Genomic DNA, 21,052 nt, shown 5'->3' with positions numbered 1-21,052 from the left:
CGGCGCTCAGGGCAACAGATAGTGATCCAGCATCAGGGCGGCAAACAGGGTGCTCAGATGTGTCAGTGAATAACGAAAAGTCTGGCGCGCCAAGGCATCGGAATAGTTGCGCCACAAACGCCAGGCGTAGTGGCAAAAACCGACACTCAGAACCACCGCCGCCAGCAGGTACAGCCACGAACTCATACCGTAGGCAAAAGGCAGCAGACACGCCGCCGCCAGCGCCCAGGTGTAGACCAGCACCATCAACCGCGTGAAGGCCGGACCATGGGTCACCGGCAACATCGGCAGGCCGGACTTGCGAAACTCTTCCACACGGTACAGCGCCAGCGACCAGAAATGCGGCGGCGTCCACAAAAAAATGATCAGAAACAGGATCATCGCTTCCGGCCCCACCTGGCCCGTCATGGCGGCCCAGCCCAGCACCGGCGGCATGGCCCCCGAAGCGCCGCCGATCACGATGTTTTGGGGTGTGCTGGGCTTGAGCATCACCGTGTACACCACGGCATAACCGACAAAGGTGGCAAACGTCAGCCACATGGTGAGCGGGTTCACCCACCAGTACAACAGCGCGGAGCCCAGCAGGCCCAGGCTGCTGGCGAACAGCAGGGTTTGCCCGTCACCCAGTTCACCCTTGGCGGTGGGCCGCCAGGCGGTGCGTTTCATCTTGGCGTCGATGCTTTTCTCAATCAGGCAATTAAACGCCGCCGCCGCACCGGCCACCAGCCAGATGCCGACAGAGGCAGTCAAGGCCAGACCCAGTTGTGCCACCGTTGGCACACGCGGAATGGCCAGCACCATGCCAATCAGGGCGCAAAACACAATCAGCCACAAAACGCGGGGTTTGGTGATGGCGTAATACTGAGCCCACACAGAGTTGCCCGAACCCATCGGCTGAGTCGTTGTGTTCATGCTTGTACTCCAGAACGGTTCATCCCAGGCGCCGCCGCAGGGACCGGCTCGGTCTGCCAGTCCAGCCTGGCGACCATCCAGGTCAGCGTCAAAACCAACGCCGCCGCACCACCCGAATGGAGCAGCGCCGCCAACAGTGGCCAACCCAGCACCACGGTGCTGACACCCGTTGCCAGTTGCAAACCCAGCAGCAGCGCCAGCAGGCGCGCCGCACCACGCCAGGGCGGGCTGCGGTGGAGTTGCCAGGCCAATGTCAGCAGCACCACAACCACCACCAACGCCATCAACCGATGCACAAAATGGATCGCCGTCAAACCCGCCAGATTGAGGTAACCGCCAGAGGCACTGCGCCCGAGAGCGTGCCAGACTTCAAAACCTTGGCGCAGGTCCATCTCGGGCCACCAGCGCCCCTGGCACGTCGGGAAATCGCTGCAGGCCAGCACGGCGTAATTGGCACTGACCCAGCCCCCCAGCGTCACCTGCATCAGCAACAACAGCACAGCCCCGAGCAGCCCCAGGCGCATACCCGCACTCACAAGCTGGGGCGGCGCCGGTGCACCCCGTACCACTTGCATCACCAGCAGCATCAACAACACCAGCGCGCCCAATAAGTGCAGCGTGACAATGGCCGGATACAGCCGCAGGCTCACGGTCAGGGCACCAAAAGCACCCTGCAGGCCGACCCAGATGAGGGTCAGCGTGGCCAAACCTGGCCCCACCCCTGGTCGGGCAACCGCCCGGGGCAAGGTGCGCTGGCGCCACCAGCCACGCCAGGCCAGCGCGGCCTGCCAGGTGATCAGCGCACCCACCACCAAAGCCAGATAACGGTGGGTCATTTCGATCCAGGCTTTGGTGTGGGTCACCGGACCATCGGGCTGGGCGTTTTGTGCCGCCGTGATGTGACTTGCGGCCCCCACAGGGGACAACTGGCCGTAACAGCCCGGCCAGTCGGGGCAGCCCAAACCCGAGTCCGACAGACGCGTGAACGCCCCAAACAACACCAGATCAAAGGTCAGGAACAGGGTCAGCACACGCAGCGCTTGTTGCCTCTGGTGGCTGCGGCCACCCCGGTTTTTGAACCAGACCCAGAGCACCGGGCCCAGGGCCATCAGTGCGGCCACCAGCATCAGGCCAGCCAGTGGTGAGAGGTCATAGGCGGGGTAGTGATTCACCACTGAAACTCTTGCATAGTTGGGCTCCGTCCATCCAGGTGGGGGGTCGCTAGGCTACGTCGATACCGCGCCTATCGTACAGTTGGACGCGTTTGTCTGCTGACCTGCCCGATAACCCACACAAGGTTCTGCCCAACATGCCGCCTCTCGCCACATCGTCCGGGTTTTTCATGGAACCGTTGAGCGCGCACTCAACACGGCTGGCCCGTGCCTGGCTCAAGCTGGGGCTGGCTGCGCTGATTGGCTCCGGGCTGCTGGCGCTGCTGCTGGTGTTATCGCGCACACCGGGCTTGCACAACGTGTTCCCGCTGCGCGATTTTTTTCGAGCAGCGTTGGTGGTGCACGTTGACCTGTCGGTGCTGGTCTGGTTCATGGCATTTGCAGGTGTGCTCTGGAGTCTGGCGGGCAACAGCCGTTGGGCGGCCCTGGGCTGGGTCGGCTTCTGGCTGGCCACCGTGGGCACAGCACTCATTGGTGTGGCACCTTTTTTCCCCAATTCACAGCCGCTGCTCAACAACTACATCCCGGTGCTGCAACATCCGGTGTTCTTCACTGGCCTGACCCTGGCTGCGGCCGGTTTTGGCCTGACCGTGCTGCGTGCCCTGCTGACCATCCCACCCCAGATCAAGGCCATCGCGACAACAACGCCAATGTCAGCGCATGCGGCGCTGCGTTGGGCCATGCTGCTGGGGGCTATCGCCGCGGCGCTGGCCCTGGGCAGTTTTGGGGGCTCCTGGCTGGCGGTGAGCGATTTGCAGGGAATTGCTCGGTGGGAGCGACTGTTTTGGGGTGGCGGGCATGTGCTGCAGTTCCAGCACGCGTTGCTGGTGTGTGTGGCCTGGTTCTGGCTGGCCGACGCGCTGGGTGCGCCGGTGGCGGTGTCTGGCCGCACCCTGTTGGGCCTGTTTTTGTTCGCAGCCCTGCCGCTGCTGGCGGTGCCGGTGATTTACAACCAGTTTGAGATCGACTCGGGTGAGCACATGCTGTCTTTCATGCGCTTGATGATTTATGGTCATGCGTTGATGGCGCCGCTGGTGCTGCTGGCAGTCAGATCCTTGTGGCAGGTGCGCCAGCGGGTGTCGCCCGCCAAATCGGCGTTTTTGGCCTCGATGGGGTTGTTTGTGGTCGGCGGTGTGCTGGCTTACCTGATCAGGGGGGCAAATGTGGTCATCCCGGCGCACTACCACGGGTCGATTGTGGGTGTCACTCTGGCCTTCATGGGTTTGACCTACGTGGTGTTGCCGCACCTGGGTTTCGGCAGCCCGGACGGTCACTTGGCCCGCTGGCAGCCCTACGTGTACGGCGGCGGACAACTCCTTCACGTTTTGGGTCTGGCCTGGTCAGGCGGTTATGGTGTGCAACGCAAGGTGGCGGGTGCCGAGCAGTTGCTGACATCGCTGCCGCAGAAGATCGGTATGGGTTTGATGGGTCTGGGCGGCCTGATCGCCATCATCGGCGGGGTGATGTTTGTGGTGGTCTGCCTGCGAGCCATGCTGCCTAGCCAACACTTTAAAACTTGACCAGTTTGCGGAGTTCCTTGATAAACACACCGGGCTCCACCGATGGCTCGTACTTAAAAACCACATAGCCTCGGCGGTCGACCAGATGGATCAGGGACGCTGCATCTTTCGTTTCGCCCCCCAACAGCTGCACCACCCGCTCATCGGTCGCCAAAAGCACCTGCAAATCCGGGTGACTGGCCAACAACTCGGCATCTGGGCGCGTGGCATCGGTCAGGACCCAGACACGTTGGAGTCGCTCCATGTTGCGCCCCTGGGCGGTGCGGGCCTGCCGGGTGAGGTACAGCACATCGCGGCAAGCCACGTCGCAAGCCCCCGACCCCGTGACCACCACCCACCACTGACCACCAACCCCAGGTGGTGCCAGCCGCTGGCCGTCCATCTGCTGCACCCACGCGTAGGGAAACACAAACGGCGTCAACGGCTTGCCTGCCATGGTGGTGACCGCAGGTGGCGAGACATAACGAAAATACACCGCCAGCAGCAAAGGCAACAGACACACCGCCGCCAAAGCGAACAAAATCCAGCGCCCGGAACGTCGTGAGGTGCTCGGGGTCAAAGTGAGTTCAGTCATAGGGCAGGCTGTGAGTGGAAAAGATGTGTTTCATCGCGTGTATCAAACCCGCTTCCAGGCGATCAGGCTGTAACCCGTGGCCATCAGCGCAAACACCACCCACATGATGGCGTAACCGATATGCCGCCACGCCGGGTTGTCGGGGCTACGGACGTCACGCCAGTCACGAACCAGGCCATCTGCCATCAACCCGGCTGGCGAGCCGTCCGATTGCAGGACGATAAAAGGCAACACATCCAGGCCGCTGCGCTGACGGTAGTCTGGCTCGCGCACATGCTGCCACACTGACCCCTCAGGCTCAGGCTGGCCAAATTCAAAAACCTTCTCCTCATACTTGCGTGCGAAACCCACCAGGCTGACCTGGCCGCTTGGCGTGGCAACAACGGGTAAATCGGAGCGCAAGCGTGGTGCCGCGACCCAGCCGCGGTTGACCAGCACCACCAACGGGCTGCCGTCCAGTTGCAGAGCCGTCAGGACTTGGTAGCCCACACGCTGCTGATAAATTTTGTTGTCCAGATAAATGATGCTGTCGGGTAACCAGACACCCTGCGCTGCAACCGGGTGCCAAGACGGCACATCGGCATCGCGCCCGGCAGCATTCAGGGAGATCGGGAGTTGGTGAACGCTCGCCTGCTGGTGCTCAAACGTTGCGCCGCGCGTTTCAGCGCGCCACCACTGCAGACGCGCCATACCCAGGCAGGCGGCGATCAAGGCCAGGCCAATGACCAGGCGCTTGAACTGCGTTTGCCGCAGAAATGTCATAAGCTCGCGACCTCACCCCAATGGCGAGGTAAACCCCTATGCGTTACGTCGTGATCACCCTGCTTGTGGCCATTGTTGTCAGTCTGGGCAGCGCCTTGCTCCCTGTTTTTCGTGACGACCCACAGAATGCCCGCCGAACGGTCAAGGCACTGACCTGGCGCATTGCCCTGTCGGTACTGCTGTTTGTGCTGCTGATGGGTGGCCACTACTTCGGCTGGATCAACACGCACCTGTAAATTGTTCATAACCAATACACCACCACAAACAGGATCAGCCACACCACATCCACAAAGTGCCAATACCAGGCCACGGCCTTGAAGGCGAAATGACGCTCAGGTGTGAAGTGGCCTTTGACGGACCGCAGCAGAATGACCATCAGCATGATGGCGCCAAGCGTCACGTGAAATCCGTGAAACCCGGTCAGCATATAAAACGTGGACCCGTAGACCCCGCTGGTCAGTTTCAGATTCAGATGGGCATAGGCCTCCCGGTATTCCACCATTTGAACCACAAGAAACGTCAACCCAAGCAGCACCGTCAGCGCCAGACCTAGCACCAGTTGTGTGCGTTTGCCCTCGATCAGTCCCCAGTGTGCCCAGGTGATGGTGACACCCGAACTGAGCAACAAGGCGGTGTTGATGGCGGGCAAACCCCAAGCCTGCATCGGTGTGAAGACTTCCTTGGCGGCAGGCCCGGCACTGGGCCATTGATTCACAAAACCATCCCATAACAACGCCCCCCCGGGGCCAGCCAGGTCAGGAACCGACAGCACCCGGACATAAAACAGGGCGCCAAAAAAGGCGACAAAAAACATGACCTCGGAAAAAATGAACCAGGCCATGCCCAGCCGAAAGGAACGATCCACCTGGAGGTTGTACAGCTTGCCCTCGGACTCTCTGATCACGCGCCCAAACCAGCCCACCAGCATGATCAGCAACACCAGGAAACCCGCCAACAACACCCACCCACCGTGGCGGACCGTGTTCATGGTGAGCACGGCGCCAAAAGCCAGCAACATCAACGCGCCCGAGCCCACCAGCGGCCAGTACGAAGGTGTCGGGACAAAATAGCGGCTACGTTCTGCAATGGGGCTCATGGCAACCTCCAGAAAAGGCGTGTCAACTATTCAAAGAAACCAGGCGGGCAGTGATGGTGCTGTGCCCTAAGCACCCACAATCATGGAGGCCAGCGTGATCAGACCAAGCACAAACACCACCACACACACCAGGGCAACGGCCACCAGCGCCACCGGTGACAGCGCCGCAGCGTCCTCCTCATGCCGTTTGCTGCCGCGCACACCAAACATGGCCGAACCGACGGTGCGTAACGCACGGCCAAAGGTTGACGAGGCGGATGGACGAGCGCTCACAGTGACACACCTGTTTTGCCTGGCTCACCCTGCACCGCCCCAGCGGGCACCTCAAAAAACGTGTAGGACAAGGTCACCGTGGTCAGATCTTGTGGCAGCCGGGGGTCAACGATAAAAACCACCGGCAGCTCGCGAACCTCATGGGGTGCAAAGGTCTGCTGCTTGAAACAAAAACAATCCAGCTTGACGATGTAATTGGCCACGTGTTGTGGCCCATAACTGGGCACAGCCTGCCCGATGACGGTGGTGGCACGGGTGTTTTCGACCCGATAGGTCACGAGGATGATGTCACCGGTCTTCGCCGACAGAGTGGTGACCTCCGGGCTGAAACGCAGGCCGTTGTCAAAACTGTTGGCGTCAAACTCGATGCCAACGGTGCGCGCGGCAACACCACTTTGTGCCAGTTTGCCGGCCCGGTCAATGTCATAAATACCTGTCCATTCACAAAAGGCCTTGTACAGCTGCGGCTGGACCGCAGCAAACAACAGGCTGGCAGCCACCACCGCCAACAAGCGCCACGCCAGACGGCGGTTGGACAGCCGCATCAGGGTGTCGGTGGGAGCAACCGGCTGACTCATGACGGACTCATGGGTTGTCACGCACTGGTCACCCACCACTGGCGCAAGACATAAGAAACAAACGCCGCCAGCGCAAACAGTGCCAGCCCCAGCGCCAAACGCCGGTTGGCAGCGATCTGACGCGGGGAAGATCGCGCGGTTGTCGGGTGCAAGGTGTCGTTCTTCATGGCAAGCTCAGCCGTGTATCCGGGAGGTGTCAAACGGGGGTGGATCTGCAAACGTGTGGTACGGCGCGGGTGAAGGCACGCTCCACTCCAGGCCCTCGGCCCCTTCCCAGGGCTTCGCAGCGGCTTTCTCGCCCGACCTGATGGTTTTAAAAACCACCACCAGCACCAGCAACTGGCTGATGCCAAACCCAAAGGCACCGATGCTCGACACCATGTTGAACTCGGTGAACTGCTGGGCGTAGTCGGGAATACGCCGCGGCATACCGGCCAAGCCCAGAAAGTGCTGCGGGAAAAACGCAATGTTAAAAAACACCAGCGACAACCAGAAATGCCACTGACCCAGTGTCTCGCTGTACATGTGGCCGGTCCACTTCGGCAACCAGTAATACAGGCCGGCATAGGCCGAGAACAGGGCTCCGGCCACCATCACATAGTGAAAGTGCGCCACCACATAGTAGGTGTCCTGCAACTGGATATCCACCGCCGTGATCGCCAACACCAGGCCGGTCAACCCACCAATGGTGAACAAAAATAGAAACCCCAGCGCAAACAACATCGGCGTCTCAAAACTCAGCGAGCCGCGCCACATGGTGGTGACCCAATTGAACACTTTGACCCCGGTGGGCACGGCAATCAGCAGCGTGGCGTACATGAAATACAGCTGCCCCGTGAGCGGGATGCCGGTGACATACATGTGGTGCGCCCAGACCAAAAATGACATCAGGCCAATCGCCACAATGGCATACACCATCGAGGTGTAACCAAACAGCGGCTTGCGTGAAAACGCCGGAATGACATGCGACACCACACCAAAGGCCGGCAGCGCGATGATGTACACCTCAGGGTGACCAAAAAACCAGAAGATGTGCTGAAACAGCACCGGGTCCCCCCCACCGGCCGCGCTGAAAAAACTGGTGCCGAAATGGCGATCGGTGAGCAGCATGGTGACGGCAGCAGCCAAGATTGGCATGGAGGCAATCAGCAAGAAGGCCGTCACCAGCCAGGTCCAGCAGAACATCGGCATTTTCATCAAGCTCATGCCCGGTGTACGCATGTTGAGGATGGTGGTGATGATGTTGATCGACCCCATGATGGAGGACATGCCCAGAATATGGATGGCAAAAATGGCCATGTCCATGCCAATGCCCATCTGAACCGACAAGGGCGGGTACAGCGTCCAGCCCGTGCCAGCAGCTCCGCCAGGCATCAACAACGACGAGGTCAGCAAAATAGCCGCCGGAGGCAACAACCAGAAGCTCCAGTTGTTCATGCGCCCAAAGGCCATGTCCGAGGCGCCTACCATCATCGGCAACATCCAATTGGCAAAGCCGACAAACGCCGGCATGATGGCCCCAAACACCATGATCAGCGCATGCAGCGTCAGCATCTGGTTGTAGAACTCGGGGGTCACAAACTGAATCCCGGGCTGCATCAGTTCAGCGCGCAACACCAGCGACATGGCCCCCCCCACCAGAAACATGACAAAGCTGAACCAGAGGTACATCGTCCCGATGTCCTTGTGGTTGGTGGTGGTGAGCCAACGCAATATGCCTTTGGGTGGATGCGCCGTGTGTGCCCCGTGGTCGTCGTGACCGGGATGGAGGGTGGTGTCAATGGCAGACATGGTGTTTTCCTTTCGGCGCGATGCGTTCGGTCACTTGCCGCGCAGGACCAGCACTTCAGACGGTTGGACAACGTCGCCGGAGTGGTTGCTCCAGGCGTTGCGCTCATAAGTCACAACCGCCGCCAGGTCCGTGTTGTTGAGTTGGTCCGCAAAGGCCGCCATGGCGGTACCGGCCTTGCCTTTCAAAACAATGTTGATGTGGTCGGCCTTCGGACCCGTGACCAGTTTGGAGCCATTCAGTGCCGGAATAGCGGGCGGCAGGCCGGTGCCGCCGACCTGATGGCAGGCGACACAATGGCTGGCGTAGATTTTTTCACCATGCGCGATCTGCTCGGCCAGGGTCCAGACTTTGTTGGGGTCTTCGGCATTGGCTGCCAGCAGCGACTTCTGCTCGGCGGTCCAGGCGGCATATTTTTCTTCAGACACCACCTCCACCACCACCGGCATGAAACCGTGGTCTTTGCCACACAGCTCCGAACACTGGCCACGGTAGATGCCCACTTTTTCTGCCCTGAACCAGGTCTCACGCACAAACCCGGGCACCGCGTCCGTCTTGACCGCAAAAGCCGGCACGGACCAGGCATGGATCACATCGGCCGAGGTGGTCAGGATACGCACCTTGCGGTTGACCGGAACAACCAGCGGCCGGTCAACGTCCAGCAGGTAATGTTCATCTTTGGGTGCCTGTCCATGGATCTGGTCCTGCGTTGTCGCCAACACACTCTGAAACTTGATACCGGCAGCGTCACCTGTCAGGTATTCATAACCCCACTTCCATTGGTAACCAGTGGCTTTGATGGTCATGTCTGGTTGGGAGGTGTCACGCATGGCCACGAGCGCACGGGTGGACGGCACGGCGATCACCACCAGAATCACAAAAGGCACCACGGTCCAGAGAATCTCGACCTTGGTGTTGTCATGAAACTGGGCCGCCTGGTGCCCCTTGGACTTGCGGTGGGCGTACAGCGAATACACCAGCACCGAAAACACGCCAAAAAAGATGATTGAAATCAACCACATCATCCAGGTGTGTAAATCCTGGGCGTGGCGGGCACTCGCTGTTACCGGATCTTGCAGGCCGTGTTCCCACGCCGCACGGGCCAGGCTGCTAAACAGCGCAAGGGCACCCGCAACAAACCCTTTGTATGTCGGCGCAACGCGCGCTGAAAGTCGATCCCGAAGGAAGCCAGTCGATTGGGTGAGCATGGGTCCCCCACGTTAGTTCTTTTCAGTGAACACATCGCCGTGCCAGCAGCCAAAACACCGACCGATTGTTCACAGCGGCCCTGACACCAACAAGACCCCCGACAAATCCCACAACGTCAAACTGGTTATTGAAGTGGTGCGCCGCGTTCTGCCAATGAACACCCAGCGCTTGGTCGCGATCAGACAGCGGTCAGTCGCCCCAGAACGCCCGCGTGATGAACCAGAGCAGCACCAGCACCATCAGCGCGGGTACCAGCACCCAAGCCATTTCCACTGGCAAACTGCTGTGAAAATTCCCATCCGCTTGTTTACCCGCCCGATGGCGACGCCAAGTCACCACCAGAAGCGTGACCAACGACACTAAAAATAGGAGCAAACAGCCCAGCATCAATAAGGGCTGGAGGCCAATTTGGCTCATAACTGCCCTCGCCCACCCTGATGACTGGGCACGGGCGGCAAGCCCCCTTCACGTGGCCGCCCGCGCGACAGCGCCGCCCGCATGTCTCCCAGGCTGATTTCGCTGTGTGCGGCCACCGACAGGCGCGGTGTGGGTTTAAACGCGTGACCGTAGATCACCTCAAACGTGAGTTTTAAGGGCTGCTGCGCCAGCGCCTTGAGCAGCTGCTGACGCCAGCCGCGCCCGCGCAAACCGACAAACCGCGCCACATGCAGGTTGCGCCCCAGGCCGCGCAACTCCTGCAACAGGCGCTCGGGGGTTTCAAAGGTGAGCGTGATGCGTTCCATGTCCATCACCGGTTCGGCAAACCCGGCGCCCACCAGCATGTCGCCCCAATCGTGCATGTCGGTGAACTCGTGGGCGGGCGCGGGCCAGCCCAGCGTTTTGTAGAGGGTTTGCAACTCTTTGAGCGTGTCCGGCCCCAGGCAGGAAAACATCAGGAATCCATCCACCTGCAACGCGGCATGCCACTGGGCCATCAGCCCTTGCGGGTCAGCCGCCATGTGCAAGCCCATGTTGGCCCACACCATCTGTGCGGGCTGATCCACCTGCATCACTACCTGGGTTTTGGGTTGCAACCAGGCTTGGGGTTTCCAGCGCGAGGGCAACAGCGCCTTGCCCGCCTGCTGCATAGCTGCGCTGGAGCCCTCCAGCACCGTGCAGGTGGCTTTGGGGTAGCGCTGCGTGATCAGGCTGTGCGCCTGCAGCCCACCTTTGAGCGGCGCCCAGTGCACCCAACTGCTGGGCAACACCGTGATCCATTCCAGCCGTTCCTGCATGCGCCGCGCCACCTCTTCATGCAACCAGGGCGATTCGGCCACAGGTAGGTCTAACCAGCGTTGTGCGGCACGGGGGTCAATGGTGGGGGGCTGTTGGTTGGGCATGGCAAAACGGCAAAGTCGGGGGGAGTATATTGACTGGATGATTGGTAAGCTGCTCTCGGGGGCACTGCCCCGGCGCCTCAAACTGCCGACACTGCCCAGCCAGTGCCGGGTCTGCCACGCCTGGCCGTCGCAACCGGTGTGTGAGGCCTGCGTGAGCCAGTTTGCCCAGCCACACACCCGTTGTATCAGCTGCGCCCTGCCCCTGCCTGCGGGTATGCGCCACTGCGGCGCCTGCCTGAAGAACCCACCACCGCTGGACAACTGCCTCGCCGCCGTGGCCTATGCCTACCCGTGGTCCACCCTGGTGCAAGACTTCAAGTTCCACGCTGAACCCGGCCTGGTGCGCAGCTTTGCCACGCTGCTACGCGCCGTACCCTGGGTCGAACCCGCGCTGGACGAGGCGGATGTGCTGCTGCCGATGCCTCTGTCCACCACCCGGCTCAAGGAGCGCGGTTACAACCAGGCCCTGCTGCTGGCCCGTGCGCTGGAGCCGACCAAAACCCGCGCCGGCATCCTGCTGCGGATTCAGGACACCCCGGCACAACACACCCTCAAACGCAGCGAACGCCTCACGGTGCTGAACCACGCCTTTGCCGTGGACCCCTTGCTGGCCGACATTCTGCGTGGCCAACGTGTGGTGCTGGTGGACGATGTGATGACCACCGGCGCCTCGCTGTTCACGGCGGCGCGGGTGCTCAAGGCGGCTGGGGCCAGTGAGGTGACGGGCTTGGTGGTGGCGCGGACGGAGTGACACGCCAGCGCCGCTTGGCTCATGCGGGTCCCCGGGGGTTTTGGGGTCAATGTTGGGGTGACAATGGCCAGGTGAGGGAGTCAGACGGCTGTCTCCCCGTCTTGCGTTGAACATTTCAACAGGAGCTCCCTTGAACGGCCCGAATCCACAAGACAGGCACCCAATGGCGGGTTTCCCGCAGGTGTGTTTCATCAAAAACACCGTGACGAATCCGAACATCGTCATTGGCGACTACACCTACTACGACGATCCGGATGATTCTGAGAACTTCGAGCGCAACGTCCTCTACCATTTCCCGTTCATTGGCGACCGGCTGATCATCGGCAAATTCTGCGCCATAGCCCGTGGCGTCAAGTTCATCATGAACGGCGCCAACCACAAGACATCCGGTTTCTCCACTTACCCCTTCCAGATTTTTGGCAACGGGTGGGAGAAGGTCATGCCCCAGCCGAGCGAGCTGCCGTACAAAGGCGACACCGTCATTGGCAACGACGTGTGGATTGGGTATGACTGCCTCATCATGCCCGGCGTAAACATCGGCAACGGCGCCATCATTTCATCGCGCTCCGTGGTGGTGGCCGATGTACCGGCCTACACCGTCATCGGCGGCAACCCGGCCAAAGTCATCAAGGAACGCTTCCCACCAGACACTGTCTCGGCGCTGGAGGACGTGGCGTGGTGGAACTGGCCGATTGAAAAGATCACCCAACACCTGCCCGCCATCGTGGCAGCAGACGTTGACGCGCTACGTGCGTGTTCAGAGGCGTGAGCCCAACCGCTCCATCAACTTCACGTCAAAACCGCGCTCACCACAACAAGCAGGCAAGTGGTGGCCTCTCCATCTCCAAATTAAGGCAACACTGCATGTCATCCTTCTCAGATCCCAAGGCCATTTCCGACTACGCACAAAACGCACTGCGCCGTGTTCCTGGCTTGCGTGCCGTTCATCGTATGGCAGGCCTGCTGATGGCCGAAAGCACCCCCGCCGATGGGCGCGTGTTGGTCATTGGCGCTGGCGGTGGTTTGGAACTCACCGCCTTTGCCGAGTCGTTTCCTGGTTGGGCGTTGGATGGTGTTGACCCCTCCGCCGACATGTTGGGTCTGGCCAAGACGGCGCTCGGGCCCCTGGCTTCGCGCGTTCAGTTGCACCAGGGTTATGTTGAAGTTGCGCCCAAAGGGCCGTTTGATGCCGCGTCTTGCCTCTTGACGCTGCACTTCACCACCGAAGCGGAGCGTTACCGCACACTGTGTGAAATCCATGCTCGGTTAAAGCCCGGTGCGGTGTTTGTTGCCATGCACTACAGCATGTCTGATACGCCGGGCGAACGTGATTTGTGGTTGTCCAGATGTGCGGCGTTTGCCATCGCTTCTGGCGTCGATCCAGAGCAGGCCAAGACGGCAGCGGCGGCGATCAGCCAACAGTTGCCGATCCTGACACCGGACCAGGACGAAGCACTCATGAAGCAGGCCGGTTTCTCAGACATCAGCACCTTCTACCAAAGCCTGGCGTTTCGCGGATGGGTCGCACACGCCTGAGCCAAACGACACCTCACAAACCCCTCACACCACCCCTCCCACAGACCCACCATGCAAAACCACCCACTTGCCCTTGTGGCGCTGAACGCCGCGCCACGCACAAAACCTTCCAACTACCCGGAGCCATTTCGTTCGATGATCACAGGCCGGGTGAAACGCCCGCTGGGTGACCTGTTTGGCCTGAGCAACTTTGGCGTGAACATCACCACACTGCCACCCGGAACCATCTCGGCACTGCGGCATGCCCACACCCAGCAGGACGAGTTTGTTTATGTTGTGTCAGGCTGCCTGGTGTTGCTCACCGATGAAGGACGCACAGAACTCAGCGCAGGCATGTGTGCCGGCTTCAAAGCAGGCAGCGGCAACGCCCACCAACTGCGCAACGAATCCACGATGGATGCGGTCTACCTGGAGGTTGGCGACAGGACACCGGTGGACGAAGTGATCTATCCGGACGATGATCTGGTGGCCCGTTCAGAGAATGGGGTTTGGGTCTTCTCTCACAAGGATGGGCGGGTGTATCCGTAGCGCCACAGGGTGGGTGGCATCGTTTGATATGGCGCAACTTCGTCGTCGACACCTTGCTATCAAATGACCGCTGACTGGCTCCCGCGGCAAGCTGGGGAAACCTTGAGGTCCAGAATCATCTGACGCTGTCTGAGGTATTTGCCGGTTTTTTAAAACTGTATTGACATACCATGCAAGGGGCTAGCGAATGCATCTTGATCCAATCATTGTCAGACGCTTTGGCGAACTAAATACTAAAGCTGAGGCTGTGCTGGCAGCGAAAGAGGTGGACTTTGTGAACAACGAAGGCAAAGCCTATTACAAGGTGCCATCTGATCTGTACAAAGAGTGGGCGACAAATGTTCTGAATCTCTTGAACAGAACATTTGGTGAATCCAGCGTTCACTACAAAAATCTAGCCGAGCACTACACGAAATTTGGTGGATGGGTCTCAGATTTCAACGACAGCTATGGAATCTTTCGGGCAGCCCGGGAGGACTATGAAGGTGGCTACCTATTCAACATACGAACTCTTGCAAAAGCAGAGGTTCTATCCGATGCAATTAGCCAAGCAAAAGAACTTTTGGCCTCTGGATATAAAGATCCGGCATGCATCCTCGCCAGAGTCTCACTTGAGTCGGCCCTGAAGGACTTGGCGAGTAGGTATGGCGTGAGCGAAGGCAAGCTAGATCGAATGAATGCCGATCTCACTAAAGTCGGTGCATTCAACATGGCTAAGCAGAAACAAATAACCGCTTGGGCAGAGATCGGCAACAAAGCCGCTCACGGGGAGTGGACGCAATACACCGAGCAGGATGCAGCCGCAATGGTGTCTGGCGTCGAGACACTGGTTGCAGACCTGTAGCACCCTGTAGCGAGTGGGCCATTGGGGTGCACCGATGTCGCAAAGCGAAGCGCGTCTGAGGTGGGCCCCAATGGCCCACCCGCTGCCACCCAAGGCGCAAAACACCTGAGGCCAAGCAGCGACAATCCACCCATGTTTCACATTGTCCTGGTCGAACCCGAAATCCCGCCGAACACCGGCAACGTCATCCGCCTGGCGGCCAACACCGGTTGCACGCTGCACCTGGTGGAGCCGCTGGGGTTTTCGATGGACGACAAACACATGCGCCGCGCCGGGCTGGATTACCACGAGTACGCCACCGTCAAGCGCCACGCCGACTGGGCCACGTTTCTGGCCACCCAAAACCCGCCGCCTGAGCGCATGTTTGCGCTGACCACCCGCGCCAGCCGCAACGTGTTTGAGGTGGCGTTCCAGCCGGGGGACTATCTGGTGTTTGGCTCGGAAACCAAGGGGCTGAGCGACGCGGTGCGCTTGGCCTTTGCCCCCACCACATCGATCAAGTTGCCCATGGTGCCTGGCCAGCGCAGCCTGAATTTGTCCAACGCGGTGGCGGTGACGGTGTTTGAGGCTTGGCGGCAAAACGGGTTTGCCAGCCTCTCTTAAGCCAAATCGGCCTCTAGCCCTTATACATCAAGGGCTAGTAGCTCTTTAATACAGAGCACCCGTCCAGCCGATGTCGGCGGCCAGCCATTGCAAGACGGGAACAGTGCCGGGCAAGACCGGGCCCACTTTCACCGGAATCTGCTGCCAGGCAAAACTCTGTGCCTCGCGCATCTGCAACTCACCCGACCAGTCCAGCACCTTGCAAAAATGCAGGCGCACCAGGGCGTGCGGGTAGTCCACCAGCTCCTCGCGCCAACGCTGGATCTGGCCGGTGGTGATGCCCAGTTCTTCGTGTAACTCACGCGCCAGGGCTTGCTCCACGGTTTCACCGGCTTCGAGCTTGCCACCGGGAAACTCCCAATAACCGGCGTAGACCTTGCCCTCGGGGCGCGAGGTCAGCAAGAAGTGACCATCGGGCTGGATCAGCACGCCCACAGCCACATCGACCACCTTGCGGTTGGGGCCACCTTCTCGCGCCTCGTGTCCATCGGCCACCAATGGCTTGTTTGGCTGGCTCATGGCTGGGCGGCGCCGTGTGCGGCCGATTGGCGGCCCGCCAGATCACGGGCAAACTGGTAAGCGACACGGCCGCTGCGGGCGCCGCGCTCCAGCGCCCAGACCAGGGCCTCGGGCCGGGCGGCTTCGATCACGCTGGTGGCCACACCAAAGGACGTGAGCCACTGCGCCACGATGGCCAGGTACTCGTCCTGGTTGAAGGAGTAGAAGCTGACCCACAGGCCAAACCGCTCGGAGAGCGAGATTTTTTCTTCGACCACCTCACCCGGGTGCACCTCGCCGTCTGGGGCGTGGGTGTAGGTGAGGTTGTCCTTCATGTGCTCGGGCAACAGGTGGCGGCGGTTGCTGGTGGCGTAGATCAGCACATTGGGCGTGGTGGCGGCCACCGAGCCGTCAAGGATCGACTTGAGCGCCTTGTAGCCGGGTTCGCCGTCTTCAAAACTCAGGTCGTCACAAAACACGATGAATTTTTCGGGCCGGTCCGACACCAGCTCCACGATATCGGGCAGGTCTACCAGGTCGGCCTTGTCGACCTCGATCAGGCGCAGGCCCAGGTGGGCGTATTCGTTGAGGCAGGCGCGGATCAGGCTGGACTTGCCGGTGCCACGGGCGCCGGTGAGCAACACGTTGTTGGCCAGGTCACCACGTACAAACTGCCAGGTGTTGCGCTGGATTTTTTCCTTTTGTGGCTCGATGGCTTTGAGGTCGGCCAGCTTCATCGCGCCAATGTGGCGCACCGGCTCCAGGCTGCTGCGCCCGGCACTGCGTTTGCGGTAACGAAAGGCGCTGGAGGCGGCCCAGTCCGGCTGCGCCAGCGGTTGCGGCAGCACCGACTCAATGCGGGCCATCAGCTGCTCGGCACGGGCCAGCAGCTGGTCAAAACGTTCGTTCATGAGCGGTAATCAGCGTTGATGGTGACGTATTCGTGGCTCAGGTCGCAGGTCCAGACGGTGTCTGCCGCGCTGCCCCGGCCCAGCAGCACCCGCACGGTGATTTCGCTTTGTTTCATGACACGCTGGCCGTCTTCTTCGCGGTAGGCCGGGTTGCGGCCACCTTTGACCGCCACATGCACGTCGTCCAGGTACAGGTCAATGCCGGTTTGGTCCAGGTCGGTGATGCCGGCGTAACCCACGGCGGCCAGGATACGGCCCAGGTTCGGGTCGCTGGCAAAAAAAGCGGTTTTGACCAGTGGCGAGTGCGCAATGGCGTAGGCCACCTGGCGGCACTCGGCCTGGGTCAAACCACCTTCAACCTTGATGCTGATAAATTTAGTAGCACCCTCCCCATCCCGCACAATGGCTTGCGCCAGTTTTTGTGCCACACCGAGCATGGCAGCCTTGAGGGCTTGACCAGCCGGGCTGGCCAGCGAGTCAATCACCGGGTGCGCCGCCTTGTTGGTGGCGATCACCACAAAGGAGTCGTTGGTGGAGGTGTCGCCGTCGACGGTGACGCGGTTGAACGAACCTTCGGCCAGCTCGGTGGCCAGTTGTTTCATCAGACCCGGGGCGACATTGGCGTCGGTGGCCATAAAACCCAGCATGGTGGCCATGTTCGGGCGGATCATGCCCGCGCCTTTGCTGATGCCGGTGATGCTGACCGTCACACCATCAATGCTCACCTGCGCGCCAAAAGCCTTGGGGGCGGTGTCGGTGGTCATGATGGCGTGCGCGGCGTTGAGCCAGTTGTTGGGCTTGGCGTCAAGAATGGCGGCGTCCAGCCCGGCCTCGATACGCTCCACCGGCAGGGTTTCCATGATCACACCGGTGGAGAACGGCAGCACTTGCTGCGCGCTGATGCCCAGACGGCTTGCCAGTGCGGCGCAGCTTTGTTGGGCGCGGGCCAGGCCGTCGGCACCGGTGCCCGCATTGGCGTTGCCGGTGTTGATGACCATGGCGCGAATGCCCTGGTTGCCCGCCAGATGTTCGCGGCAAATCTGCACCGGGGCGGCGCAGAAGCGGTTTTGGGTGAACACACCCGAGACCGAGGCACCCGCGGCGATTTGCACCACCGTGAGGTCCTTGCGGTTGGCTTTGCGGATACCGGCCTCGGTGATGCCGATGGTCACACCGGCGATGGGGAAGAGTTCAGCGGGATTCGGGGCGAGCAGGTTGACGGGCATGGTGGTCTTTCAAAACGTCAAAACACATTCGGGGGAGCCAAATAAACAAAATCGGGCGCTAGGCCCGATTTTCATGCAGTCAGTGTGGCTTAGCTCAGCTTGCCGTGGCACTGCTTGTATTTTTTGCCGCTGCCGCAGGGGCAAGGGTCATTACGACCGACACGCGGCACCTCTTGCGCCACGGTGGTCGCGTCCACCGTGGTTTCGACCTCACCGGTCTCAGTAGGCGCGCTGTAGGTGACGTTGCTGACACGCTCGGCCCGGTCTTCCATGGCGGCGGCGGCTTGTGCGGCTTCTTCTTGCGACTGCACGCGCACCGTCATCAACATTTTGGTGACTTCGTTTTTGACCGAGTCGAGCATCTGGCCAAACAGCTCAAAGGCTTCGCGCTTGTACTCCTGCTTGGGCTGCTTCTGCGCGTAACCACGCAGGTGGATGCCCTGGCGCAGGTAGTCGAGTGAACTCAGGTGGTCGCGCCAGTTGCTGTCGATGGTTTGTAACAGCACCATACGTTCGAACTGGGTGAAGTTCTCACTGCCCACCAGCGCCACTTTGGCGGCAAACAGTTCATTAACGTGGGCCTTGACGGTGTCGACCAAGTCGTGGTCGGTGATGGCGCTGGCGGCGTTGACCTGGGCTTGTAACGCCAGGCTGATTTGCCATTCGTCTTGCAAAGCTTTTTCGAGTGCCGCCAGGTCCCACTGCTCTTCCACCGACTCAGCGGGCACAAACTGGCGCACGATGTCTTCAAAACAGCCTTCACGCAGGCCCTGGATCTGTGCGGACAAGTCAGCAGCGTCCAGAATTTCGTTGCGCTGCTGGTAGATCACCTTGCGCTGGTCGTTGGCGACGTCGTCGTATTCGAGCAGCTGTTTACGCATGTCGAAGTTGCGCGCCTCGACCTTGCGCTGGGCACTTTCGATGCTGCGGGTGACCATGCTGGCTTCAATCGCCTCACCTTCGGGCATCTTGAGGCGGTCCATGATGGCCTTGACCCGGTCACCGGCAAAGATACGCATCAGCGCGTCGTCCAGACTCAGGTAAAAGCGCGAAGACCCTGGGTCACCCTGGCGGCCCGAGCGGCCACGCAGCTGGTTGTCGATACGGCGTGACTCGTGGCGTTCGGTGGCGATGATGCGCAGGCCACCGAGTTGGGTGACCAGCTCGTGGTCTTTGGCCCACTGGTCGCGGATGGCCTGGATTTGCTGCTGCTTTTGCGCCGCGTCCAGGGCCTCGTCGGCCTCAATGGCTTCGATCATTTTGCTGACATTGCCACCCAACACGATGTCGGTACCGCGACCGGCCATATTGGTGGCGATGGTGATCATCTTGGGCCGACCGGCCTGGGCCACGATGTCGGCCTCACGCGCATGTTGTTTGGCGTTGAGCACCTGGTGCGGCAGTTTTTCTTTCTCCAGCAGGTCGGCGATTAACTCGGAATTCTCAATCGAGGTGGTGCCCACCAGCACCGGCTGGCCACGCTCATAACACTCGCGGATGTCCTTGATGGCGGCGTTGTACTTTTCTTGGGTGGTTTTGTAGACGCGGTCGAGCTGATCGTCGCGGCGGCTGGGTTTGTTGGGTGGCATCACCACGGTTTCCAGGCCGTAGATTTCCTGGAACTCGTAGGCTTCGGTGTCGGCGGTGCCGGTCATGCCCGCCAGCTTGCCGTACAGGCGGAAGTAGTTCTGGAAGGTGATCGAGGCCATGGTCTGGTTTTCAGGCTGGATCGCCACACCTTCCTTGGCTTCGACGGCCTGGTGCAGGCCTTCGCTCCAGCGCCGGCCGGTCATCAGGCGGCCGGTGAACTCGTCAACAATGGTCACCTCGCCGCCCTGCACCACATAGTGCTGGTCGCGGAAATACAGGTGCTGTGCACGCAGCGCGGCGTACAGGTGGTGCATCAGGGTGATGTTGGCCGGGTCGTATAGGCTGGCGCCTTCGGGCAACATGCCCAGTTCCACCAGGATACGTTCGGCGTTTTCATGACCACGTTCGGTCAGGAACACCTGGCGGCTTTTTTCGTCCAGCGTGAAGTCACCCGGTTTGGTGATGCCCTCGCCGGTGCGCGGGTCGGCTTCACCTTCCTGCTTCTCCAACTGCGGCACGATGCGTTTGATGGCCTGGTACAGGTTGGTCTGGTCTTCGGACTGGCCGCTGATGATCAGTGGTGTACGCGCTTCGTCAATCAGGATCGAGTCCACCTCGTCGACGATGGCGTAGTTCAGCCCGCGCTGCACACGGTCTGCCGCTTCGTACACCATGTTGTCGCGCAGGTAGTCAAAACCGTACTCGTTGTTGGTGCCGTAGGTGATGTCGGCGCGGTAAGCGGCCTGCTTGTCCGGGCGCTGCATATTGGGCAGGTTGATGCCCACACTCAGGCCCAGGAAGTTGTACAACTTGCCCATCCACTGTGCATCGCGGTTGGCCAGGTAGTCATTCACAGTGACCACATGCACGCCGTTGCCAGTCAAGGCATTGAGGTAGACCGGCAGCGTGGCGGTCAGGGTTTTGCCCTCACCGGTGCCCATTTCGGAAATTTTGCCTTCGTGCAAAGACATGCCGCCGAGTAACTGCACATCAAAGTGGCGCATCTTCATGACACGTTTGGAGCCCTCACGCACCACGGCAAATGCTTCGGGCAAGAGGTTGTCGAGCGACTCGCCCTGGCTGATGCGTTGTTTGAATTCGTCGGTTTTGGCGCGCAAAGCCTCATCGCTGAGTTGCTCGTAGCCCGCTTCCAGCGCATTGATCTTGCTGACCGTGTGGCGGTATTTCTTGAGCAGGCGGTCATTGCGACTGCCGAAAATTTTGGTGAGGAAATTGGTGGCCATGAATGCGGTGCGCAACTTGTCCACCAATCACGGCAAACAGACACGCAGTCCTTTATTACGATCTAACTGAAATGGGGCTAAGCAACGCTGTCACAA

At 60.4% G+C, this 21,052-nt stretch carries 24 protein-coding genes; 8 read left to right on the top strand and 16 right to left on the bottom strand.

Translation table 11 applies throughout. The annotated features are described in order from the left end of the window. Positions 1–6 precede the first annotated feature (6 nt). Positions 7–912: a heme o synthase gene (cyoE, locus tag FDG13_RS05590; protein ID WP_180125822.1), complete on the bottom strand. Its 906-nt coding sequence runs from the start codon at positions 910–912 to the stop codon at positions 7–9. Beyond that, positions 909–2,039, bottom strand: coding sequence for a heme A synthase (locus FDG13_RS05585; RefSeq protein WP_180125845.1), 1,131 nt, complete (start codon positions 2,037–2,039; stop codon positions 909–911). Before FDG13_RS05585 ends, cyoE begins: the two co-directional genes overlap by 4 nt. A 215-nt stretch (positions 2,040–2,254) precedes the next feature. On the opposite strand from FDG13_RS05585, the gene FDG13_RS05580 reads away from it, so the two are divergent. Continuing rightward, the gene (locus tag FDG13_RS05580; protein ID WP_180125821.1) at positions 2,255–3,604 is read left to right on the top strand and encodes a cbb3-type cytochrome c oxidase subunit I; all 1,350 of its coding nucleotides are present in this window, start codon (positions 2,255–2,257) and stop codon (positions 3,602–3,604) included. Here FDG13_RS05580 and FDG13_RS05575 read toward each other — a convergent pair. Together FDG13_RS05575 and FDG13_RS05570 are read right to left on the bottom strand one after the other, a co-directional pair. Next, positions 3,594–4,178 carry a hypothetical protein gene (locus FDG13_RS05575; RefSeq protein WP_180125820.1) on the bottom strand — a complete coding sequence of 195 codons (585 nt, stop codon included), beginning with the start codon at positions 4,176–4,178 and terminating at the stop codon, positions 3,594–3,596. The two genes, FDG13_RS05580 and FDG13_RS05575, sit on opposite strands and share 11 nt — an antisense overlap. A gap of 42 nt (positions 4,179–4,220) precedes the next feature. Then, the gene (locus tag FDG13_RS05570; protein ID WP_180125819.1) at positions 4,221–4,940 is read right to left on the bottom strand and encodes an SURF1 family protein; all 720 of its coding nucleotides are present in this window, start codon (positions 4,938–4,940) and stop codon (positions 4,221–4,223) included. Positions 4,941–4,978: 38 nt separating this feature from the next. Between FDG13_RS05570 and FDG13_RS05565 the strand changes: the two genes are divergently transcribed. Then, on the top strand, positions 4,979–5,176 hold the full coding sequence (locus tag FDG13_RS05565; protein ID WP_180125818.1) for a twin transmembrane helix small protein: 198 nt from the start codon (positions 4,979–4,981) through the stop codon (positions 5,174–5,176). A gap of 5 nt (positions 5,177–5,181) precedes the next feature. Here FDG13_RS05565 and FDG13_RS05560 read toward each other — a convergent pair whose 3' ends face one another. The 8 genes from FDG13_RS05560 to FDG13_RS05525 all read right to left on the bottom strand — a co-directional run bounded on the left by FDG13_RS05560 (position 5,182) and on the right by FDG13_RS05525 (position 11,225). Next, complete coding sequence (locus FDG13_RS05560; RefSeq protein WP_180125817.1) at positions 5,182–6,036, bottom strand: cytochrome c oxidase subunit 3; 855 nt, start codon at positions 6,034–6,036, stop codon at positions 5,182–5,184. A 66-nt stretch (positions 6,037–6,102) separates the two neighbouring features. Then, a complete protein-coding gene (locus FDG13_RS05555) occupies positions 6,103–6,309 on the bottom strand; it encodes a DUF2970 domain-containing protein (RefSeq protein ID WP_180125816.1) in 207 nt (68 codons plus the stop codon). Next, positions 6,306–6,887, bottom strand: coding sequence for a cytochrome c oxidase assembly protein (locus FDG13_RS05550; protein WP_180125815.1), 582 nt, complete (start codon positions 6,885–6,887; stop codon positions 6,306–6,308). The genes FDG13_RS05555 and FDG13_RS05550 overlap by 4 nt, the downstream gene beginning before the upstream one ends. A 17-nt stretch (positions 6,888–6,904) precedes the next feature. Then, on the bottom strand, positions 6,905–7,054 hold the full coding sequence (locus FDG13_RS05545; protein WP_180125814.1) for a hypothetical protein: 150 nt from the start codon (positions 7,052–7,054) through the stop codon (positions 6,905–6,907). A gap of 7 nt (positions 7,055–7,061) precedes the next feature. Further along, the gene (gene ctaD / locus FDG13_RS05540) at positions 7,062–8,678 is read right to left on the bottom strand and encodes a cytochrome c oxidase subunit I (RefSeq protein WP_180125813.1); all 1,617 of its coding nucleotides are present in this window, start codon (positions 8,676–8,678) and stop codon (positions 7,062–7,064) included. 30 nt (positions 8,679–8,708) lie between these two features. Continuing rightward, positions 8,709–9,884: a cytochrome c oxidase subunit II gene (gene coxB / locus FDG13_RS05535; RefSeq protein ID WP_180125812.1), complete on the bottom strand. Its 1,176-nt coding sequence runs from the start codon at positions 9,882–9,884 to the stop codon at positions 8,709–8,711. 190 nt (positions 9,885–10,074) lie between these two features. After that, complete coding sequence (locus tag FDG13_RS05530) at positions 10,075–10,302, bottom strand: cytochrome c oxidase subunit II transmembrane domain-containing protein (protein WP_180125811.1); 228 nt, start codon at positions 10,300–10,302, stop codon at positions 10,075–10,077. Further along, positions 10,299–11,225: a biotin synthase gene (locus FDG13_RS05525; protein ID WP_180125810.1), complete on the bottom strand. Its 927-nt coding sequence runs from the start codon at positions 11,223–11,225 to the stop codon at positions 10,299–10,301. Before FDG13_RS05525 ends, FDG13_RS05530 begins: the two co-directional genes overlap by 4 nt. Before the next feature lie 37 nt (positions 11,226–11,262). Here FDG13_RS05525 and FDG13_RS05520 point away from each other — a divergent pair, with 37 nt between their 5' ends. The 6 genes from FDG13_RS05520 (at position 11,263) to FDG13_RS05495 (ending at position 15,487) form a co-directional block, all read left to right on the top strand. Beyond that, positions 11,263–11,976, top strand: coding sequence for a ComF family protein (locus tag FDG13_RS05520; protein ID WP_255435114.1), 714 nt, complete (start codon positions 11,263–11,265; stop codon positions 11,974–11,976). Positions 11,977–12,106: 130 nt separating this feature from the next. Beyond that, positions 12,107–12,745, top strand: coding sequence for a Vat family streptogramin A O-acetyltransferase (locus tag FDG13_RS05515; protein WP_180125808.1), 639 nt, complete (start codon positions 12,107–12,109; stop codon positions 12,743–12,745). A 95-nt stretch (positions 12,746–12,840) separates the two neighbouring features. Continuing rightward, positions 12,841–13,512 (top strand): class I SAM-dependent methyltransferase, encoded by a 672-nt coding sequence (locus FDG13_RS05510; RefSeq protein WP_180125807.1) that lies wholly within the window; start codon positions 12,841–12,843, stop codon positions 13,510–13,512. A 51-nt stretch (positions 13,513–13,563) separates the two neighbouring features. Beyond that, positions 13,564–14,040, top strand: coding sequence for a cupin domain-containing protein (locus FDG13_RS05505; protein ID WP_180125806.1), 477 nt, complete (start codon positions 13,564–13,566; stop codon positions 14,038–14,040). A 187-nt stretch (positions 14,041–14,227) separates the two neighbouring features. Then, positions 14,228–14,884 (top strand): DUF4145 domain-containing protein, encoded by a 657-nt coding sequence (locus tag FDG13_RS05500; RefSeq protein ID WP_180125805.1) that lies wholly within the window; start codon positions 14,228–14,230, stop codon positions 14,882–14,884. Positions 14,885–15,016: 132 nt separating this feature from the next. Next, positions 15,017–15,487 carry a tRNA (cytidine(34)-2'-O)-methyltransferase gene (locus tag FDG13_RS05495; protein WP_180125804.1) on the top strand — a complete coding sequence of 157 codons (471 nt, stop codon included), beginning with the start codon at positions 15,017–15,019 and terminating at the stop codon, positions 15,485–15,487. 45 nt (positions 15,488–15,532) lie between these two features. On the opposite strand, the gene FDG13_RS05490 is transcribed toward FDG13_RS05495, so the two are convergent. The 4 genes from FDG13_RS05490 to secA all read right to left on the bottom strand — a co-directional run bounded on the left by FDG13_RS05490 (position 15,533) and on the right by secA (position 20,956). Further along, the gene (locus tag FDG13_RS05490) at positions 15,533–16,006 is read right to left on the bottom strand and encodes an NUDIX domain-containing protein (RefSeq protein ID WP_180125803.1); all 474 of its coding nucleotides are present in this window, start codon (positions 16,004–16,006) and stop codon (positions 15,533–15,535) included. Then, on the bottom strand, positions 16,003–16,896 hold the full coding sequence (locus FDG13_RS05485; RefSeq protein WP_180125802.1) for an ATP-binding protein: 894 nt from the start codon (positions 16,894–16,896) through the stop codon (positions 16,003–16,005). The genes FDG13_RS05490 and FDG13_RS05485 overlap by 4 nt, the downstream gene beginning before the upstream one ends. Next, positions 16,893–18,122 (bottom strand): bifunctional glutamate N-acetyltransferase/amino-acid acetyltransferase ArgJ, encoded by a 1,230-nt coding sequence (gene argJ / locus FDG13_RS05480; protein WP_180125801.1) that lies wholly within the window; start codon positions 18,120–18,122, stop codon positions 16,893–16,895. Before argJ ends, FDG13_RS05485 begins: the two co-directional genes overlap by 4 nt. Before the next feature lie 89 nt (positions 18,123–18,211). After that, positions 18,212–20,956, bottom strand: coding sequence for a preprotein translocase subunit SecA (gene secA / locus FDG13_RS05475; RefSeq protein WP_180125800.1), 2,745 nt, complete (start codon positions 20,954–20,956; stop codon positions 18,212–18,214). Positions 20,957–21,052 lie beyond the last annotated feature (96 nt).

This window comes from Rhodoferax sp. BLA1, assembly GCF_013416775.1.
Taxonomy (GTDB): domain Bacteria; phylum Pseudomonadota; class Gammaproteobacteria; order Burkholderiales; family Burkholderiaceae_C; genus Rhodoferax.
This window is presented reverse-complemented; position numbering and strand designations above follow the sequence as displayed.

What these genes read in the sequence shown, in the direction of transcription:
- cyoE (WP_180125822.1), bottom strand. Translation starts at nt 912, where the DNA reads ATGAACACAACGACTCAGCCGATGGGTTCGGGCAACTCTGTGTGGGCT.
- FDG13_RS05585 (WP_180125845.1), bottom strand. Translation starts at nt 2,039, where the DNA reads ATGCTGGTGGCCGCACTGATGGCCCTGGGCCCGGTGCTCTGGGTCTGG.
- FDG13_RS05580 (WP_180125821.1), top strand. Translation starts at nt 2,255, where the DNA reads ATGGAACCGTTGAGCGCGCACTCAACACGGCTGGCCCGTGCCTGGCTC.
- FDG13_RS05575 (WP_180125820.1), bottom strand. Translation starts at nt 4,178, where the DNA reads ATGACTGAACTCACTTTGACCCCGAGCACCTCACGACGTTCCGGGCGC.
- FDG13_RS05570 (WP_180125819.1), bottom strand. Translation starts at nt 4,940, where the DNA reads ATGACATTTCTGCGGCAAACGCAGTTCAAGCGCCTGGTCATTGGCCTG.
- FDG13_RS05565 (WP_180125818.1), top strand. Translation starts at nt 4,979, where the DNA reads ATGCGTTACGTCGTGATCACCCTGCTTGTGGCCATTGTTGTCAGTCTG.
- FDG13_RS05560 (WP_180125817.1), bottom strand. Translation starts at nt 6,036, where the DNA reads ATGAGCCCCATTGCAGAACGTAGCCGCTATTTTGTCCCGACACCTTCG.
- FDG13_RS05550 (WP_180125815.1), bottom strand. Translation starts at nt 6,887, where the DNA reads ATGAGTCAGCCGGTTGCTCCCACCGACACCCTGATGCGGCTGTCCAAC.
- FDG13_RS05545 (WP_180125814.1), bottom strand. Translation starts at nt 7,054, where the DNA reads ATGAAGAACGACACCTTGCACCCGACAACCGCGCGATCTTCCCCGCGT.
- ctaD (WP_180125813.1), bottom strand. Translation starts at nt 8,678, where the DNA reads ATGTCTGCCATTGACACCACCCTCCATCCCGGTCACGACGACCACGGG.
- coxB (WP_180125812.1), bottom strand. Translation starts at nt 9,884, where the DNA reads ATGCTCACCCAATCGACTGGCTTCCTTCGGGATCGACTTTCAGCGCGC.
- FDG13_RS05530 (WP_180125811.1), bottom strand. Translation starts at nt 10,302, where the DNA reads ATGAGCCAAATTGGCCTCCAGCCCTTATTGATGCTGGGCTGTTTGCTC.
- FDG13_RS05525 (WP_180125810.1), bottom strand. Translation starts at nt 11,225, where the DNA reads ATGCCCAACCAACAGCCCCCCACCATTGACCCCCGTGCCGCACAACGC.
- FDG13_RS05520 (WP_255435114.1), top strand. Translation starts at nt 11,263, where the DNA reads ATGATTGGTAAGCTGCTCTCGGGGGCACTGCCCCGGCGCCTCAAACTG.
- FDG13_RS05510 (WP_180125807.1), top strand. Translation starts at nt 12,841, where the DNA reads ATGTCATCCTTCTCAGATCCCAAGGCCATTTCCGACTACGCACAAAAC.
- FDG13_RS05505 (WP_180125806.1), top strand. Translation starts at nt 13,564, where the DNA reads ATGCAAAACCACCCACTTGCCCTTGTGGCGCTGAACGCCGCGCCACGC.
- FDG13_RS05500 (WP_180125805.1), top strand. Translation starts at nt 14,228, where the DNA reads ATGCATCTTGATCCAATCATTGTCAGACGCTTTGGCGAACTAAATACT.
- FDG13_RS05495 (WP_180125804.1), top strand. Translation starts at nt 15,017, where the DNA reads ATGTTTCACATTGTCCTGGTCGAACCCGAAATCCCGCCGAACACCGGC.
- FDG13_RS05490 (WP_180125803.1), bottom strand. Translation starts at nt 16,006, where the DNA reads ATGAGCCAGCCAAACAAGCCATTGGTGGCCGATGGACACGAGGCGCGA.
- FDG13_RS05485 (WP_180125802.1), bottom strand. Translation starts at nt 16,896, where the DNA reads ATGAACGAACGTTTTGACCAGCTGCTGGCCCGTGCCGAGCAGCTGATG.
- argJ (WP_180125801.1), bottom strand. Translation starts at nt 18,122, where the DNA reads ATGCCCGTCAACCTGCTCGCCCCGAATCCCGCTGAACTCTTCCCCATC.
- secA (WP_180125800.1), bottom strand. Translation starts at nt 20,956, where the DNA reads ATGGCCACCAATTTCCTCACCAAAATTTTCGGCAGTCGCAATGACCGC.